Origin of the sequence: Candidatus Pantoea communis, assembly GCF_011752685.1 — a bacterium.
GTDB lineage: Bacteria > Pseudomonadota > Gammaproteobacteria > Enterobacterales > Enterobacteriaceae > Pantoea > Pantoea communis.
In genome coordinates, this window is the sequence record NZ_VWXC01000009.1 from 1 (window position 1) to 15400 (window position 15400).

Sequence of the window (15400 nt, forward strand, 5' to 3'; positions counted from 1 at the left end):
AGAGATGGTCAGACTGCCGGGACGACGGGAGCGCTCGTTCCCAAGGGTGGTGAAAGAGAGACCCTATAAATATCCGACAGCAAGAAGAAAAAATGCCAGTCAGGCTTAACTGACTGGCATTAGGCCAATTGGCCCGTTTTTTATTGCATGCGATTTACTTCACCACGCGCAATGAAGGACGTCCACCACGCGGTGGCGGTTCATCATCCGGCGAGTGATCGTTATCAGCCGCATCGTCGGGACGATCGCCATCAATCACTGACATCATCGTCTCTTCCTGGCCTTCCTGTTCGTTGGTTTCCAGCTCGTAAGCCGGCTCCGGTTCGAACATGGTTCCTGCACCGTTTTCACGTGCGTAAATGGCCAGCACAGCAGCCATTGGCACAGAAACCTGGCGCGGCACGCCGCCGAAGCGCGCATTGAAACGCACTTCGTCATTGGCGAGGTCGAGGTTACCGACAGCGCGCGGCGCAATGTTCAGAACGATCTGGCCATCACGCGCATACTCCAGCGGCACCTGCACACCAGGCAGATTGATGTCGACCACCAAATGCGGCGTCAACTGGTTATCGAGCAGCCAGTCATAAAACGCACGCAGCAGATACGGACGACGAGCCGTTAATTGCGACATTTCCATACATTAGCCCCGGGCTTGCAGGCGCATTTCACGTTCTGCTTCCGTCAATGAAGCGAGGAAAGAGTCACGTTCAAATACGCGTGTCATGTAGCCTTTCAGCTCTTTAGAACCCGCGCCAACCAGTTCCACGCCCATCTGCGGCAGACGCCACAGCAGCGGTGCCAGGTAGCAGTCGACCAGGCTGAACTCTTCGCTCATGAAGAACGGCGTACGCGAGAACAATGGCGCAATCGCCAGCAGTTCTTCACGCAGTTGTTTGCGCGCGGCATCTGCTTCAGCGTTGTTACCGGTTTCGATGGCGCGCATCAGGGTGTACCAGTCCTGCTCGATGCGATGCATCATCAGGCGGCTTTCACCACGGGCAACCGGGTAAACAGGCATCAGCGGTGGATGCGGAAAACGCTCATCCAGGTATTCCATGATGATGCGTGATTCATACAACGTCAGTTCACGGTCGACCAGCGTTGGTACAGTGCGATACGGGTTGAGGTCAATCAGATCCTGCGGCAGGTTATCCGTTTCAACCTGCTCGATCTCCACGCTGACGCCCTTTTCAGCCAGTACAATACGTACTTGATGGCTAAAAATGTCAGTCGGACCAGAAAACAGCGTCATTACCGAACGTTTGTTGGCAGCGACAGCCATGAAAACCTCCAAGTTTGTTCACAAAAAGATACTGCGAATAGCCAACCACGCGGCGACTCACCTGCTCATCAGATTCGCACACAGCCAACGTCAGTGGCGCTTTCCCGTCGTCCCGACAGAAATAACACGCACAACGCTCCGGCTTGCGGGCGCAAAGTGTCAGTGAGTTTACCAGATTTTAAGCAGCTTGTGGGGCAGGGATAATGATTTGCGGGCAAAATGCGGGTAAAGCTCGCGTTTTTAGCGTGAAAAATCGTGAATGGTGACAATAAAAAACCCGCCGAAGCGGGTTTTTTGAGCAAATTGTGTCTGCCGAAGCAGCAACAATTAACGCTTAGAGAACTGCGGACGACGACGTGCTTTACGCAGGCCGACTTTCTTACGTTCAACTTCACGTGCGTCACGGGTAACGAAGCCCGCTTTACGCAGTTCAGGACGCAGAGACTCGTCGTATTCCATCAGAGCGCGTGTGATACCGTGACGGATCGCACCAGCCTGACCAGAAATACCACCACCTTTAACGGTGATGTACAGGTCAAATTTACCAACCATATCAACCAGCTCCAGCGGCTGACGCACGACCATGCGTGCAGTCTCGCGACCGAAGTATTGCTCCAGTGAGCGCTGGTTAATGACGATGTTACCGCTACCCGGCTTGATGAAGACGCGAGCGGCAGAGCTTTTGCGGCGACCAGTGCCGTAGTTTTGAGTTTCAGCCATTGCCTATAATCCCGATTAAATGTCAAGAACTTGCGGTTGCTGCGCCGCGTGAGTGTGCTCGTTGCCTGCGTAAACTTTCAGTTTACGGTACATAGCACGACCCAGTGGGCCTTTCGGCAGCATGCCTTTAACCGCGATTTCAATCACACGCTCAGGACGGCGCTCGATCATCTCTGCAAAGGTCGCTTGCTTGATACCACCGATGTGGCCAGTGTGGTGATAGTAAATCTTGTCAGTACGCTTGTTGCCGGTTACAGCAACTTTCTCAGCGTTCAGAACGATGATGTAATCACCGGTATCAACGTGCGGAGTGTATTCCGCTTTGTGCTTACCACGCAGACGGCGCGCCAGTTCAGTCGCCAGGCGACCCAAGGTTTTGCCCGTTGCGTCAACAACATACCAGTCACGCTGTACGGTTTCTGGTTTAGCTGTAAAAGTTTTCATTGAAAAGCTTACCCAAATAAAAAGTTACACGTTGGTGAAATCCCAAACGCTAAGTAAACGATTGAGGCTCACACGACCATTTTGCCCAGCAAGCCACCCCTTCAAGTGAGTTACCGGATCACATCGAGTTCTTGGGAAAGAAAACCGATGCTGTAACGTGGGGTCGCAAGATTATAGAGAAGTCGAACTCAAAGATCGAACCTTTTTGCATCGAAATCCTGCGATTTTTGCCCACGCCATCAGGGCAGATGCGGCAGACGCAAATACTCTTCGCTTTGCATCTCCTGCAAACGCGACAAGCAGCGTTGATACTCAAACTTCAGGCGCGTGCCCTGATAAATTTCAAACAGTGAGGTTTCGGCCGCCACCACCAGTTTCACGTGGCGTTCGTAGAATTCATCGACCAGCGCCAGGAAGCGGCGTGCCTGATCTTCGGTCTTGTAAATCATCACCGGCACATCATACAGCAATACGCTGTGGAAGCGGCGTGATAGCTCGATGTAGTCATGCTGGCTACGTCCCTCGCCACACAGCGCGAGGAAATCAATCGCCAGCACGCCTTCATGAACGCCCAGCGTTGGCATCTGACGGTGGTTAATTTCCAGTACCGGCGCATCTTCACGCGGCTTGCCGGACAAGGCGCGGAACATGCGCTCCATTTCAGCATGCGTGGCATCGTTAAGCGGGAAATTCCACAGATGCGCGGATGTCAGTGTACGCAAGCGGTAGTCGATGCCCGCATCCACGTTCATCACATCACAATGGCGTTTGATCTGTTCGATAGCGGGCAGAAAACGCGGGCGCTGCAGGCCATTGCGATAGAGATCGTCAGGCGGAATATTGGACGTCGCCACCAGCGCAATGCCGCGATCGAACAGTGCTTCCATCAGCGTACCCAGCAGCATCGCATCGGTAATATCGGACACAAAGAATTCGTCGAAGCAGAGAATATCGGTTTCTGCTTTAAAGCGGTCGGCCACAATCAGCAGCGGATCGCTATGGCCCTGTAACTGGGTCAGTTCTTCATGGACCCGCAGCATAAAGCGATGAAAATGCAGGCGGAGTTTGCGATCGCCAGGAATAGACTGAAAAAATAAATCCATCACCCAGGTTTTACCGCGACCCACGCCGCCCCACATATACAGCCCGCGCACCGGCGCTTCGTTGCTGCTTTTCTCTTTGGACATCAGCTTCGACAGGCGGCCAAACAGCCCTTTCGCCACAGGTTCCTGCGCGGGCTTGCGGGCGATCAATCCTTGCTGGATAGCATCTAAGCGGGTAATGGCTTCACGTTGTACATCATCCGGACGAAATTCGCCCTGTGATAGCGCCTGCTCATAGCGGGCAAGCGGAGATGAGGTTTGCATGGTTCTCTCAGAATCCCTGAAAAAGTCCGATTCACGGGTCGGTTGGCGAAAATTAGGCCGCACTACACTAAGCGATGCAGCCCGAGAGTTCCACTTCCATAAGATTATTGGGTATAGTGACTGCTATTGAAGTGGAAACAGAAGCAATGCCCTACGAAGCAACGGAAATTACACGGGAGTCATTATGACCTGGGAATACGGGCTGATTGGTTTAGTGATTGGCATTATTGTCGGCGCAGTTGTCATGCGTTTTGGCAACAAGAAGCTACGTGAGCAGCGTAGCATGCAGTACGAACTGGAAAAATCGAAGGCTGAGCTGGCAGATTATCGCGAAGAGCTCACCAACCACTTTGCGCGCAGCGCAGAATTGCTGGACAACATGGCACATGACTACCGCCAGCTGTATCAGCATATGGCAAAGGGTTCGAATGACCTGTTGCCAAATCTGCCGGGCGAAAAAAATCCGTTTGCTTATCAGCTGACGGAAGCCGAAGCGGATAACGATCAGGCACCGGTGCAAATGCCGCGTGATTACTCTGATGGCGCATCGGGTTTGCTGCGTGGTAGCGACCGCACTCCGCGTAAATAATCCTTTTGGGGCACAGCTTAGCTGTGCCCTTTTTGTTTTTCGAACACTTACGCCAAACTACTGTCACACTTTCTATCCCCTTTCTTCTTTCGCAGCGAGAGCGTTGTAGCAATGAAAAAACAAGCACGACTGTTAAGCGCATTAGCCTTGAGTATTGGGATGAGTCTGGCGGCAACGCCTGGCGCGATGGCGACGCTGCCCGCACAGGTGCAGGGACAAGCACTGCCGAGTCTGGCACCCATGCTGGAAAAAGTTCTGCCCGCGGTCGTTAGCGTGCATGTTGAAGGCACCGACAGCGGCCAGCAGGCACAGGATATTCCTGAACCGCTGAAGCGCTTCTTTGGCCAGGCACCGGGACAATCCCAGCCGCAACCGTTTGAGGGCCTTGGTTCAGGTGTCATCATTGATGCGGCTAAAGGTTACATTCTCACCAACAACCACGTGGTGAACGGTGCCGATAAAATCAGCGTCCAGCTCAGCGATGGCAATGAATATGATGCCAAACTGATTGGCCATGATGAGCAAACCGACATCGCGCTGATTCAGGTTGAAGGCGCTAAAAATCTGACGCAGGTGAAAATCGCCGACTCTGACTCACTAAAAGTGGGCGATTTTGCCGTGGCTATCGGTAACCCCTTCGGTCTTGGCCAAACGGCCACCTCCGGCATTATTTCGGCGTTGGGCCGCAGCGGGTTGAACCTTGAAGGCCTGGAAAACTTCATCCAGACCGATGCGGCGATTAACCGGGGGAACTCCGGCGGTGCGCTGGTGAACCTGAATGGCGAGTTGATTGGTATCAACACCGCGATTCTGGCCTCCAGCGGCGGCAACATTGGTATCGGCTTCGCGATTCCCAGCAATATGGCGATGAACCTCGCGCAGCAGCTGATTCAGTCTGGTGAAGTGAAGCGTGGTCAGTTGGGCATTAAAGGCACCGAAATGACGCCTGACATCGCCAAAGCCTTTAACGTTGACGCTCAGCGTGGTGCCTTTGTTTCTGAAGTGCTGCCTAACTCGGCGGCGCAGAAAGCGGGCATTAAAGCGGGCGACATCATCACCTCCATCAATGACAAAGCGATCACCAGCTTTGCCGAGTTGCGCGTAAAAGTGGGCACCACCCCACCGGGTCAGCAGGTAAAAATTGGTCTGCTGCGTGAAGGCAAACCGGTGACGGTGACCGTGACGCTGGAACAGAGCGCGCAAACCACCGCCAGCGCCCAGCTGATGTCTCCGGCGTTACAAGGTGCCACCTTGAGCGATGGTGCCTCTAAAGCCGGCGATAAAGGCGTGAAAGTGGATGCCATCGAAAAAGGCACGCCAGCTGAGCAGGCAGGTTTGCAGAAAGATGATGTGATTGTCGGTGTGAACCGCGATCGCGTGACCTCGCTGGCTGAAATGCGTAAAGCGCTGGAAAGTAAACCCGCGATCCTGGCACTGAACGTGGTGCGTGGCGACGAGAGCATTTACTTACTTATGCGATAATCCTCGCAACAGGCGGACAAGCAGGTGTTTGTCCGCCTTTCTCATGTTATTCTGCCCAGCGATCCCACCTTTCCTGAAATAACACCATGTTTCTTAAACTTTTGCGTTCTGTGGTGATGGGCCTGATCGTAGCGGGTTTGCTGCTGGTAGCGATCCCTGCGCTGCGTATGAGCAGCAACGTCACCTTTGATCATGACAACAGTGATGATGAATCCCCCGTGAGCTTCAATCAGGGGGTGCGCCGCGCTGTGCCTGCGGTGGTCAACGTCTACAACCGCAGTGCCCATGGCAACAATAATCGCGGTATCACCACGCTGGGTTCTGGCGTGATCATGAACGTGAAAGGCTACATTCTCACGAACAAGCATGTCATTAATAACGCCGACCAGATCATTGTGGCGTTGCAGGATGGTCGTTTCTTTGAAGCCACCTTAGTGGGTTCAGATGCGATGACCGATTTAGCGGTGCTGAAGATCAGCGCCACTAACCTGCCGGTGATTCCGATTAACGCTAACCGTATCGCACATATCGGCGATGTGGTGATGGCGATTGGTAACCCCTACAACCTCGGGCAGACCGTCACTCAGGGCATTATCAGTGCCACCGGGCGCGTGGGCTTGAGCTCATCGGGTCGTCAAAATTTCCTGCAGACCGATGCATCCATCAATCAGGGCAACTCAGGCGGTGCGCTGATTAACTCGCTCGGCGAACTAATGGGCATTAACACCCTGACATTTGATAAAAGCAATGATGGCGAAACGCCGGAAGGGATTGGCTTTGCGATTCCAACCGCGTTAGCAACCAAGATCATGGATAAATTGATTCGTGACGGTCGGGTCATTCGTGGCTATATCGGCATCACCGGCCGTGAGCTGCCGCCGCTACACGGTCAGGGCAGCAGTCTGGATCGTGCACAGGGTATTATCGTCAGTGAGGTTACGCCAGGCGGGCCAGCCGATCGGGCAGGCATTCAAGCCAATGATGTGCTTTTACAGGTGAACGGCAAACCGGCGCTGTCGGCGCAGGAAACCATGGATCAGGTCGCCGAGATTCGTCCAGGATCGGTGATTCAGGTGCAGGTTCTGCGTAACGAACAAAAGATGATGCTGCCAGTCACTATTCAGGAGTTCCCCGAAGCGCCAGCCGCACCCACGACGCAGCAGTAACCCTTAAATGAACAACGGCGCAATACATGCGCCGTTGTTGTCTGAAACACCCTGCCTGAGCAAGAATGATTAGCTGCGATCCACCGGGAAGGCAATCACGTTGCTTAATGCATTGGCTTTCAACGCCAGCATAATCAAACGATCCACACCCAACGCCACACCTGAACATGCAGGCATGCCATGTCCCAGCGCATCCAGCAGGTTGGTATCAATCGGATGCTGCGGTAAACCACGCGCTGCACGGCGACGATTATCCTGCTCAAAGCGCTGACGCTGTTCGCGGCTATCGGTCAATTCGCGGAAGCCGTTAGCCAACTCCACGCCTTTGTAATACACCTCGAAACGCTCCGCGACGCGATGATCCTCAGTGCTGATTTCGGCCAATGCCGCCTGACTGGCCGGGAAGTGATACACGAAGCACGGTTTCTCGTTACCAATCTTCGGCTCAACACCCAGCATAAACAGCAGCTGCAACAAGGTATCGCGGTCTTCTTCACGATTCGCCAGTTCACCCTCACCCAACTTCGTCGCGGCTTCACGCAGCTGCGTTTTATCCGCTGACAAAGGATCAAGTTCCAGATGGCGAATAAATGCCTGCTGATACGATAAAGATTCGGCGCTATCGCACTCCAGCACCTGCTGCATCAGATCGTCGACTTCATTCATCAGGCGATACATATCGTAGTGAGGACGATACCACTCCAGCATGGTGAACTCAGGATTATGGTGGCGCCCTGCTTCTTCGTTACGGAAGCAACGTCCCATCTGATAGATTGGGCCACTGCCCGCCGCCAGCAGACGCTTCATATGATATTCCGGGCTGGTCATCAGCCACAGATCGCGCCCTTCCGCTGCACCTGGACCCACAAAGCGCGTCTGGAACGGCACCAGATGGATATCCGTGATGGTTGCCTGGCTCATCGCCGGGGTATCGACCTCCAGCACGCCGCGATCGGCAAAGAAACGACGAATCTCCGCCAAAATAGCGGCGCGTTTCAACAAATTGGCAATGGGTGCGCTCGGCTGCCAGCTTGCCGTTTCGCTCATGTTGGTGACTCCTTATACAGATAAGGGGGAGAAGTCTACCCGTATTGGCTACGGCAAACAACGGCGTGACGGGATCGAAGGCGTTAGCGGTGCTTTTTCAGACAAAGAAAGAGGGAATCAGGGAATCCGGTACGAAATCGGGTTTCGCACCGGTTTGGATCACTGTGCGCTGCGCTGAATCGCTTTGCCACCGGCCTGAACGTCCTCGCCAACACCACGGGTGGTGTTGCAGGCGGTCAACACAGAGGAAAGCACCAGAACAGAAAGAATCGCGACAATACTTTTCTTTAACATAGCCATATCCTTGTTGGTTGCAGTAAAAGTACAGCCATTCAAGCATAGACCTTATACACAACCTTGCTGGCTAAGCCGCTGAGAAAAGGCGGCGCCCTCGCAATTTATTTATCAGCTGCGCGTGAAATGGCACCGCCCAAATGGGAGACGTCTTCACCAAAGCCGTGGAAAGTGTTGCAGGCACTTAAAGCAGAAGAGACCAGCAACGCAAAAACAGCCAATTTCGCCATCTTTTTCATTATTCTGAACTCATAGAGAAAAAAGGCGCATCGAGTGATGCGCCTGATTTGGCAATTATTTTACGCGAGAAACGTATTCGCCAGAGCGGGTGTCAACTTTAACCACTTCGCCAATCTGGACGAACAGTGGAACTTTGATCACTGCGCCAGTAGACAGGGTCGCTGGCTTGCCGCCGGTACCGGCAGTATCACCCTTCAGACCTGGATCTGTTTCGATGACTTCTGCTTCGATGAAGTTCGGTGGCTGAACAGCGATCGCTTTATCGTTCCACAGGGTAACGATACAATCCGCATTGTCCTGCAACCATTTGGTCACGTCGTCCAGCACTTTAGATTCGATCTGATACTGCTCGAAAGACTCTGGGTGCATGAAGTAGTAGAAGTCGCCGTCGTTGTAAGAGTACTGCAGCGTCATATCACGAACGTCTGCGCCTTCGGCAGAGTCGGTAGATTTGAAGGTCTTCTCAACGCGAGAACCGGTCAGCAGACGACGCATTTTAACGCGTGCAAATGCCTGGCCTTTACCCGGTTTAACGAACTCACTGGCTTCGATGGCATATGGCTCGCCTTCGAACATGATTTTAAGACCGGGACGGAAATCGTTGCTAAGATAAGTCGCCATAAAGGCCCTCTGTAAATATTGAACTGGTAATAGCCAAAAAAATGGCAAACATTGTAACCCTAAATCCCCCCATCAGAGAAGATTGGTTGCAGCAACTTGCTGATGTTGTCACCGATCCTACTGAATTACTGCGACTTTTATCTCTCGAACAGCATGCTGATTTGGCCGCAGGCAACGATGCGCGCAAGCTTTTTGCGCTGCGCGTGCCGCGTGCCTTCATTCAACGCATGACGCCAGGCAATGCGCACGACCCCCTTTTGCTGCAGGTATTAACCAGCCGTCAGGAATTTGTCGATGCGCCAGGTTACAGCACTGACCCGCTGGATGAGCAAAGTAGCGTGGTGCCCGGTTTACTGCATAAGTATCGAAACCGTGCGTTGCTGCTGGTGAAAGGTGGCTGTGCGGTTAACTGCCGCTACTGCTTCCGTCGCCATTTCCCCTATCAGGATAATCAGGGCAATAAGCGTAACTGGCAGGCGGCGATCGATTACATCGCTGAGCATCCAGAACTGGATGAGATTATCTTCTCGGGTGGCGATCCGCTGATGGCTAAAGACCATGAGCTGGCGTGGCTGGTGGGCGCACTGGAGAAAATCCCCCATCTGAAGCGTCTGCGCATTCATAGCCGCCTCCCGGTGGTGATTCCCGCACGTATTACCGAAGGGTTATGCCAGATTCTGGCCGAGACACGCCTGCAAGTGCTGATGGTGAGTCATATCAACCACGCGCAAGAGATTGACGATGAGCTGCACTACGGCATGCAGATGCTCAAACGTGCGGGCGTCACTTTACTTAATCAAAGCGTGCTGCTGCGCGGTATCAATGATGATGCACACGCGCTGGCTAATCTGAGCAACGCGTTGTTTGATGCCGGTATTCTGCCCTATTACCTGCACGTGCTGGATAAAGTACAGGGCGCGGCGCATTTCTTTGTTTCGGATGATGAAGCGCGTGCCCTGGTACGCCAGCTGCTGACCATGGTCTCAGGTTACATGGTGCCAAAACTGGCGCGCGAGATTGGCGGAGAGCCAAGTAAAACGCCGCTGGATTTACAGCTACGTCAGGAATAACCGCCGCGCGAGACATTGCGCCCACAAAAAAAGCCGCATCAGCGGCTTTTTTTACATCTCTTTCATGCCATTACGGGCACTTATACACCTGACCAGACATTTTGCTGTCAAGCGGTGCGAAAGCTGAAAGCAGGTTCTGCGTTGGGCTGGTTGCACCGTAAATCACGTTGCCACCCATCTCTGCCGCGCGGTTACGCAGGTCATTGGCTGCGCCACGCAAAGAACTGCCTTCACCGCCTGAACCGCTCAACCAGTTGCTCTGTGAGCCGGTGACATTGCCCAGCAGCTGACATTGGCTTCCAGGCTGTTGGTCAACGAAAGTGACACGCTGTCCGCCGGAACTCAGTTGATTGGAGCTGCTGCAGCCCGCCAGCAGTAAAGTCCCTACCGCCAGTCCGAGCAAGAGGTTAATCCGCATTGTAATCCCCATTTATTATCATCAGTGTCGGGCGGCAGCGTAGCAGAAAAGCGCACTTTTTTTCTGAACATTCATTGCCCTAAACCCGCAAAGCCGAAGTATTGCGCTCTTACTTATACCTTGTTCGCCACCAAAAGAAAAACCCCCGACCGTTTCCGATCGAGGGTTTTTCACATGACTTAAGCAGTCAGGGGCAAATTACATCATGCCGCCCATGCCACCCATGCCACCCATGCCGCCAGCGCCACCTAAATCAGGAGCATCGCCTTTAGGCAGGTCAGTTACCATCGCTTCGGTGGTGATCATCAGGCCCGCAACAGAAGACGCGTACTGCAGCGCAGAACGGGTCACTTTGGTTGGGTCCAGGATACCGAAGTCGATCATGTTGCCGTATTCTTCAGTCTGAGCGTTGTAGCCGTAGTTGCCGTCGCCTGCTTTCACGTTGTTAGCAACAACAGATGGCTCTTCACCGGCGTTAGAAACGATCTGACGCAGTGGAGCTTCCATTGCGCGCAGCGCAACTTTGATACCCACGTTCTGATCTTCGTTCTGACCTTTCAGGCCAGAAGCAGCGATCTTGGCTGCAACGCGAACCAGTGCAACACCACCACCAGCAACCACGCCTTCTTCTACCGCAGCACGGGTAGCGTGCAGGGCATCTTCAACGCGTGCTTTCTTCTCTTTCATTTCAACTTCAGTGGCTGCACCCACTTTCAGAACGGCTACGCCGCCTGCCAGTTTCGCTACGCGCTCCTGCAGTTTTTCTTTGTCGTAATCAGAAGTTGCTTCTTCGATCTGCTGACGGATCTGAGTCACACGGCCAGAGATTGCCCCCTGATCGCCCACACCATCGATGATGGTAGAAGTATCTTTGTTGATCACAACACGCTTAGCCTGACCCAGATCTTCCAGGGTCGCTTTTTCCAGCTCCATACCGATCTCTTCAGAGATGACGGTACCGCCGGTCAGGATTGCGATATCCTGAAGCATTGCTTTACGACGGTCGCCGAAGCCAGGTGCTTTAACCGCAGCCACTTTCACGATACCGCGCATGGTGTTAACCACCAGAGTTGCCAGTGCTTCGCCTTCAACATCTTCAGCGATGATCAGCAGTGGTTTACCGGCTTTCGCAACCGCTTCCAGTACTGGCAGCAGTTCACGGATGTTAGAGATCTTCTTGTCAGCCAACAGGATAAACGGTGCATCCAGTTCGATTGCGCCGGTTTCTGGCTTGTTGATGAAGTAAGGAGACAGGTAGCCACGGTCGAACTGCATACCTTCAACCACGTCCAGCTCGTCTTGCAGGCCGGTGCCTTCTTCAACGGTGATAACACCTTCTTTGCCCACTTTATCCATCGCTTTCGCGATCAGGGTACCGACTGACTCATCAGAGTTAGCAGAGATGGTACCTACCTGAGCAATGGCTTTAGTATCCTGGCAAGGAACAGACAGCGCTTTCAGCTCTTCAACGGCAGCAGCAACGGCTTTATCGATACCGCGCTTCAGGTCCATTGGGTTCATGCCAGCCGCAACGGCTTTCAGGCCTTCGTTCACGATAGACTGAGCCAGAACGGTTGCAGTGGTGGTGCCGTCGCCCGCAGCGTCGTTCGCTTTAGAGGCCACTTCTTTCACCATCTGTGCACCCATGTTCTCGAACTTGTCTTCCAGCTCGATTTCACGTGCTACAGAAACGCCATCTTTGGTGATGGTCGGTGCACCAAAAGATTTATCCAGAACCACGTTACGGCCTTTCGGGCCCAGGGTAACTTTTACTGCATCTGCCAGTACGTTCACGCCACGCAGCATTTTTACGCGCGCGTCATTACCGAATTTTACGTCTTTAGCTGCCATTTCAAATATCCCTTAAATTCGTTTCGTTCAGTGAATTACGCGTAATTACGCTTCGACAATCGCCAGGATGTCGCTTTCAGAGATGATCAGAACTTCTTCGTTATCGATCTTCTCAGTTTTGGCACCGTAGCCTTCGCTGAAGATAACCAGATCGCCAACTTTCACGTCCAGCGGCTTAACATCACCGTTTTCCAGGATGCGGCCATTACCCACAGCCAGAACTTCACCACGGGTTGATTTGCCAGCTGCAGAGCCGGTCAGAACGATACCGCCAGCAGATTTAGCTTCAACTTCTTTACGCTTGACGATAACGCGATCGTGCAACGGACGAATTTTCATTTGGTAGCTCTCCTTTGAGAAGTCCAATCATTCAGTTTTTTGGGTTGAACCGGACTGCATGGCTTCCGGCCTCGTGGAGAGAGAGATAGGGTCACTAAAAAAGGCTTTCAAGGGGCAAAAAATAAAAAATTTTCGTTTTTGTAACCATTGACGAAAAAGACAGCAAAAAGGGCGACTCTCGCCGCCCTTCTCTTCTTATCGATCTTTATCGTGTCCGATTTGATCCTGATCTTTACGCTCGTATTCGCCATCCATGGTATAGCCACTGTCCGGCCCGGCGCCGGGTCCGCGCCACACACGCAGATGCGGCATTAATTTCAGCGTCAGATGTTTCTGCACCGGAGGCAACAGCAGCAACAAACCGAGGAAGTCAGTAAAGAAGCCCGGCAACAGCAGTAAGAAGCCCGAAATAATCAGTGAAACGCTTTTGGTCATCTCCGCCGCTGGGCTTTCATTGCGCGCCAGCTTCTCCTGCATCAGACGGAAGTTCTTCATACCCTGGTTTTTCACCAGCGACACACCGATGCACGAGGTGAAGATCACCAGTAGCATGGTAAGCAGCACGCCGAGGGCATGTGCAACCTGAATGAAAATTGAGATCTCAATCCAGGCCAGAACAAAAAAAATCACGAACGGTATCCAGCGCACCGATATCTCCTGTGAGTAGGGCTGCCTCGCTTCTTGCCAGGCAGCAGAAAGGGATGGTCTGTCTGACCGTATTGATAGAGATGGGCATCTCAACCCGCGATTTCAACCGATCCTGCCAAATTTTTCCCACTGACTTAAAATTGCGAACTACATCACATATCGTTATTACCGCTGGGCCAGTAAATGCCCGTAAAGTGATCTGTGCACAAACAATTCTGTAACAACAGAATATGATCGTGCCCGCCAGCCCGAAGATGGATAAAATGTCGGTGCTGGTAATCCACGACAATATAATTGCTTCACCTGCACAGTGATTGCCGCCCGACCATCCCGGTCGCCCGGCAGTGACACCGCAGAAATAATAAGAAGGTAATCATGGCGAACAACATTCGTATCGAAGAAGACCTGTTAGGCATGCGCGAAGTTCCGGCAGACGCTTACTACGGTGTTCATACTCTGCGTGCGATTGAGAACTTCTACATTAGTAACAACAAAATCAGTGACATACCGGAATTTGTCCGCGGTATGGTGATGGTCAAAAAAGCAGCCGCGCTCGCCAACAAAGAGCTGCAAACAATCCCTCGCAACATCGCAAACACCATTATTCAGGCCTGTGATGAAGTGCTGAATAACGGTAAATGCATGGATCAGTTCCCGGTTGACGTCTATCAGGGCGGCGCGGGCACCTCGGTCAACATGAACACCAACGAAGTGCTGGCAAACATCGGTCTGGAACTGATGGGCCACCAAAAAGGTGAATACCAGTACCTCAACCCTAACGATCACGTGAATAAGTGTCAGTCGACCAACGATGCTTATCCCACCGGATTCCGTATTGCGGTTTACGCTTCAATTCTGAAACTGCTGGACGGCATCAGCCAGCTCAGTGAAGGCTTCCAGCGTAAAGCGGTCGAGTTCGAAAATATCCTCAAGATGGGTCGTACCCAGCTGCAGGATGCCGTACCGATGACGCTGGGCCAGGAATTCCACGCGTTTAACGTGCTGCTGAATGAAGAAACCCGCAGCATCCTGCGCACCGCAGAACTGCTGCTGGAAGTAAACCTGGGCGCGACGGCCATCGGGACTCGCCTCAACACCCCGGATGGCTATCAGCAGCTGGCCGTTCAGCGTCTGGCGGAAGTCAGTAATCTGCCTGTCGTCCCGGCAGAAGACTTGATTGAAGCGACCTCTGACTGCGGTGCTTACGTGATGGTGCACTCTGCGCTGAAACGTCTGGCGGTGAAACTGTCGAAGATCTGTAACGACCTGCGCCTGCTCTCTTCCGGCCCACGTGCGGGTCTGAACGAAATCAACCTGCCAGAACTGCAGGCCGGTTCATCAATCATGCCAGCCAAAGTGAACCCGGTGGTGCCAGAAGTGGTGAACCAGGTGTGCTTCAAGGTTATCGGCAACGACATTACCGTGACCATGGCGTCAGAAGCGGGTCAGCTTCAGCTCAACGTAATGGAACCGGTGATTGGCCAGGCGCTGTTTGAGTCGATCAGCATTCTGACCAACGCCTGCTTCAACCTGCTGGAAAAATGCGTCAACGGCATCACGGCTAACAAAGCCGTATGTGAAGCTTACGTGTTCAACTCCATCGGTATCGTCACTTATCTCAACCCGTATATCGGCCACCACAATGGCGATATCGTCGGCAAGATTTGTGCGGAAACCGGCAAGAGCGTACGTGAAGTGGTATTGGAGCGCGGTCTGCTGACCGAAGCGGAACTGGATGACATCTTCTCCATTCAAAACCTGATGCATCCGACCTACAAAGCCAAACGCTACACCGACGAAAACGAACAGTAATCCGTTCCGG

The 15400-nt window shown here is 53.0% G+C and carries 19 protein-coding genes; 6 read left to right on the forward strand and 13 right to left on the reverse strand.

The features are described 5' to 3' along the window. A partial coding sequence (locus tag F3J37_RS28125; protein WP_237449393.1) for a hypothetical protein occupies positions 1 to 109 on the forward strand: 109 nt, incomplete at its 5' end. Between the two features lie 45 nt (positions 110 to 154). Here the strand turns inward: F3J37_RS28125 and sspB are convergent. From sspB to zapE, 5 genes are all read right to left on the reverse strand, one after another. Continuing rightward, positions 155 to 637 carry a ClpXP protease specificity-enhancing factor gene (gene sspB / locus F3J37_RS13160; RefSeq protein ID WP_034826642.1) on the reverse strand — a complete coding sequence of 161 codons (483 nt, stop codon included), beginning with the start codon at positions 635 to 637 and terminating at the stop codon, positions 155 to 157. Positions 638 to 640: 3 nt separating this feature from the next. Continuing rightward, complete coding sequence (gene sspA, locus F3J37_RS13165) at positions 641 to 1282, reverse strand: stringent starvation protein SspA (RefSeq protein WP_034826645.1); 642 nt, start codon at positions 1280 to 1282, stop codon at positions 641 to 643. A gap of 327 nt (positions 1283 to 1609) precedes the next feature. Next, on the reverse strand, positions 1610 to 2002 hold the full coding sequence (gene rpsI, locus F3J37_RS13170) for a 30S ribosomal protein S9 (protein ID WP_034826648.1): 393 nt from the start codon (positions 2000 to 2002) through the stop codon (positions 1610 to 1612). A gap of 15 nt (positions 2003 to 2017) precedes the next feature. Continuing rightward, on the reverse strand, positions 2018 to 2446 hold the full coding sequence (gene rplM, locus F3J37_RS13175; RefSeq protein WP_034826650.1) for a 50S ribosomal protein L13: 429 nt from the start codon (positions 2444 to 2446) through the stop codon (positions 2018 to 2020). A 239-nt stretch (positions 2447 to 2685) separates the two neighbouring features. Beyond that, positions 2686 to 3813, reverse strand: coding sequence for a cell division protein ZapE (zapE, locus tag F3J37_RS13180; RefSeq protein WP_160868474.1), 1128 nt, complete (start codon positions 3811 to 3813; stop codon positions 2686 to 2688). A 184-nt stretch (positions 3814 to 3997) separates the two neighbouring features. On the opposite strand from zapE, the gene zapG reads away from it, so the two are divergent. The 3 genes from zapG to degS all read left to right on the forward strand — a co-directional run bounded on the left by zapG (position 3998) and on the right by degS (position 7050). Continuing rightward, positions 3998 to 4402: a Z-ring associated protein ZapG gene (gene zapG / locus F3J37_RS13185; protein ID WP_034826655.1), complete on the forward strand. Its 405-nt coding sequence runs from the start codon at positions 3998 to 4000 to the stop codon at positions 4400 to 4402. 111 nt (positions 4403 to 4513) lie between these two features. After that, positions 4514 to 5884 (forward strand): serine endoprotease DegQ, encoded by a 1371-nt coding sequence (gene degQ / locus F3J37_RS13190; RefSeq protein ID WP_058961870.1) that lies wholly within the window; start codon positions 4514 to 4516, stop codon positions 5882 to 5884. Positions 5885 to 5970: 86 nt separating this feature from the next. Then, on the forward strand, positions 5971 to 7050 hold the full coding sequence (gene degS, locus F3J37_RS13195; RefSeq protein ID WP_034826661.1) for an outer membrane-stress sensor serine endopeptidase DegS: 1080 nt from the start codon (positions 5971 to 5973) through the stop codon (positions 7048 to 7050). 69 nt (positions 7051 to 7119) lie between these two features. Here degS and epmA read toward each other — a convergent pair whose 3' ends face one another. The 4 genes from epmA to efp form a co-directional block, all read right to left on the reverse strand. Continuing rightward, entirely contained in the window at positions 7120 to 8097 is a 978-nt protein-coding gene (gene epmA, locus F3J37_RS13200) for an elongation factor P--(R)-beta-lysine ligase (protein ID WP_166933789.1), read from the reverse strand. A gap of 159 nt (positions 8098 to 8256) precedes the next feature. Beyond that, positions 8257 to 8391: an entericidin A/B family lipoprotein gene (locus F3J37_RS13205; protein WP_038649531.1), complete on the reverse strand. Its 135-nt coding sequence runs from the start codon at positions 8389 to 8391 to the stop codon at positions 8257 to 8259. 104 nt (positions 8392 to 8495) lie between these two features. Continuing rightward, entirely contained in the window at positions 8496 to 8630 is a 135-nt protein-coding gene (locus F3J37_RS13210; protein ID WP_034826667.1) for an entericidin A/B family lipoprotein, read from the reverse strand. Positions 8631 to 8685: 55 nt separating this feature from the next. Next, positions 8686 to 9252: an elongation factor P gene (efp, locus tag F3J37_RS13215; protein WP_034826669.1), complete on the reverse strand. Its 567-nt coding sequence runs from the start codon at positions 9250 to 9252 to the stop codon at positions 8686 to 8688. A gap of 41 nt (positions 9253 to 9293) precedes the next feature. Here efp and epmB point away from each other — a divergent pair, with 41 nt between their 5' ends. Then, a complete protein-coding gene (epmB, locus tag F3J37_RS13220) occupies positions 9294 to 10322 on the forward strand; it encodes an EF-P beta-lysylation protein EpmB (protein ID WP_166933791.1) in 1029 nt (342 codons plus the stop codon). Between the two features lie 70 nt (positions 10323 to 10392). Here the strand turns inward: epmB and F3J37_RS13225 are convergent, their stop codons facing one another. From F3J37_RS13225 to F3J37_RS13240, 4 genes are all read right to left on the reverse strand, one after another. Further along, positions 10393 to 10740 carry a DUF4156 domain-containing protein gene (locus F3J37_RS13225; RefSeq protein ID WP_034826674.1) on the reverse strand — a complete coding sequence of 116 codons (348 nt, stop codon included), beginning with the start codon at positions 10738 to 10740 and terminating at the stop codon, positions 10393 to 10395. A 198-nt stretch (positions 10741 to 10938) separates the two neighbouring features. Next, on the reverse strand, positions 10939 to 12591 hold the full coding sequence (gene groL, locus F3J37_RS13230) for a chaperonin GroEL (protein ID WP_034826677.1): 1653 nt from the start codon (positions 12589 to 12591) through the stop codon (positions 10939 to 10941). Positions 12592 to 12636: 45 nt separating this feature from the next. Continuing rightward, positions 12637 to 12930 (reverse strand): co-chaperone GroES, encoded by a 294-nt coding sequence (locus F3J37_RS13235; RefSeq protein ID WP_021507766.1) that lies wholly within the window; start codon positions 12928 to 12930, stop codon positions 12637 to 12639. A gap of 195 nt (positions 12931 to 13125) precedes the next feature. After that, complete coding sequence (locus F3J37_RS13240; RefSeq protein ID WP_097119018.1) at positions 13126 to 13578, reverse strand: FxsA family protein; 453 nt, start codon at positions 13576 to 13578, stop codon at positions 13126 to 13128. Between the two features lie 375 nt (positions 13579 to 13953). Between F3J37_RS13240 and aspA the strand changes: the two genes are divergently transcribed. Beyond that, positions 13954 to 15390 (forward strand): aspartate ammonia-lyase, encoded by a 1437-nt coding sequence (gene aspA / locus F3J37_RS13245; RefSeq protein ID WP_007886584.1) that lies wholly within the window; start codon positions 13954 to 13956, stop codon positions 15388 to 15390. Positions 15391 to 15400 lie beyond the last annotated feature (10 nt).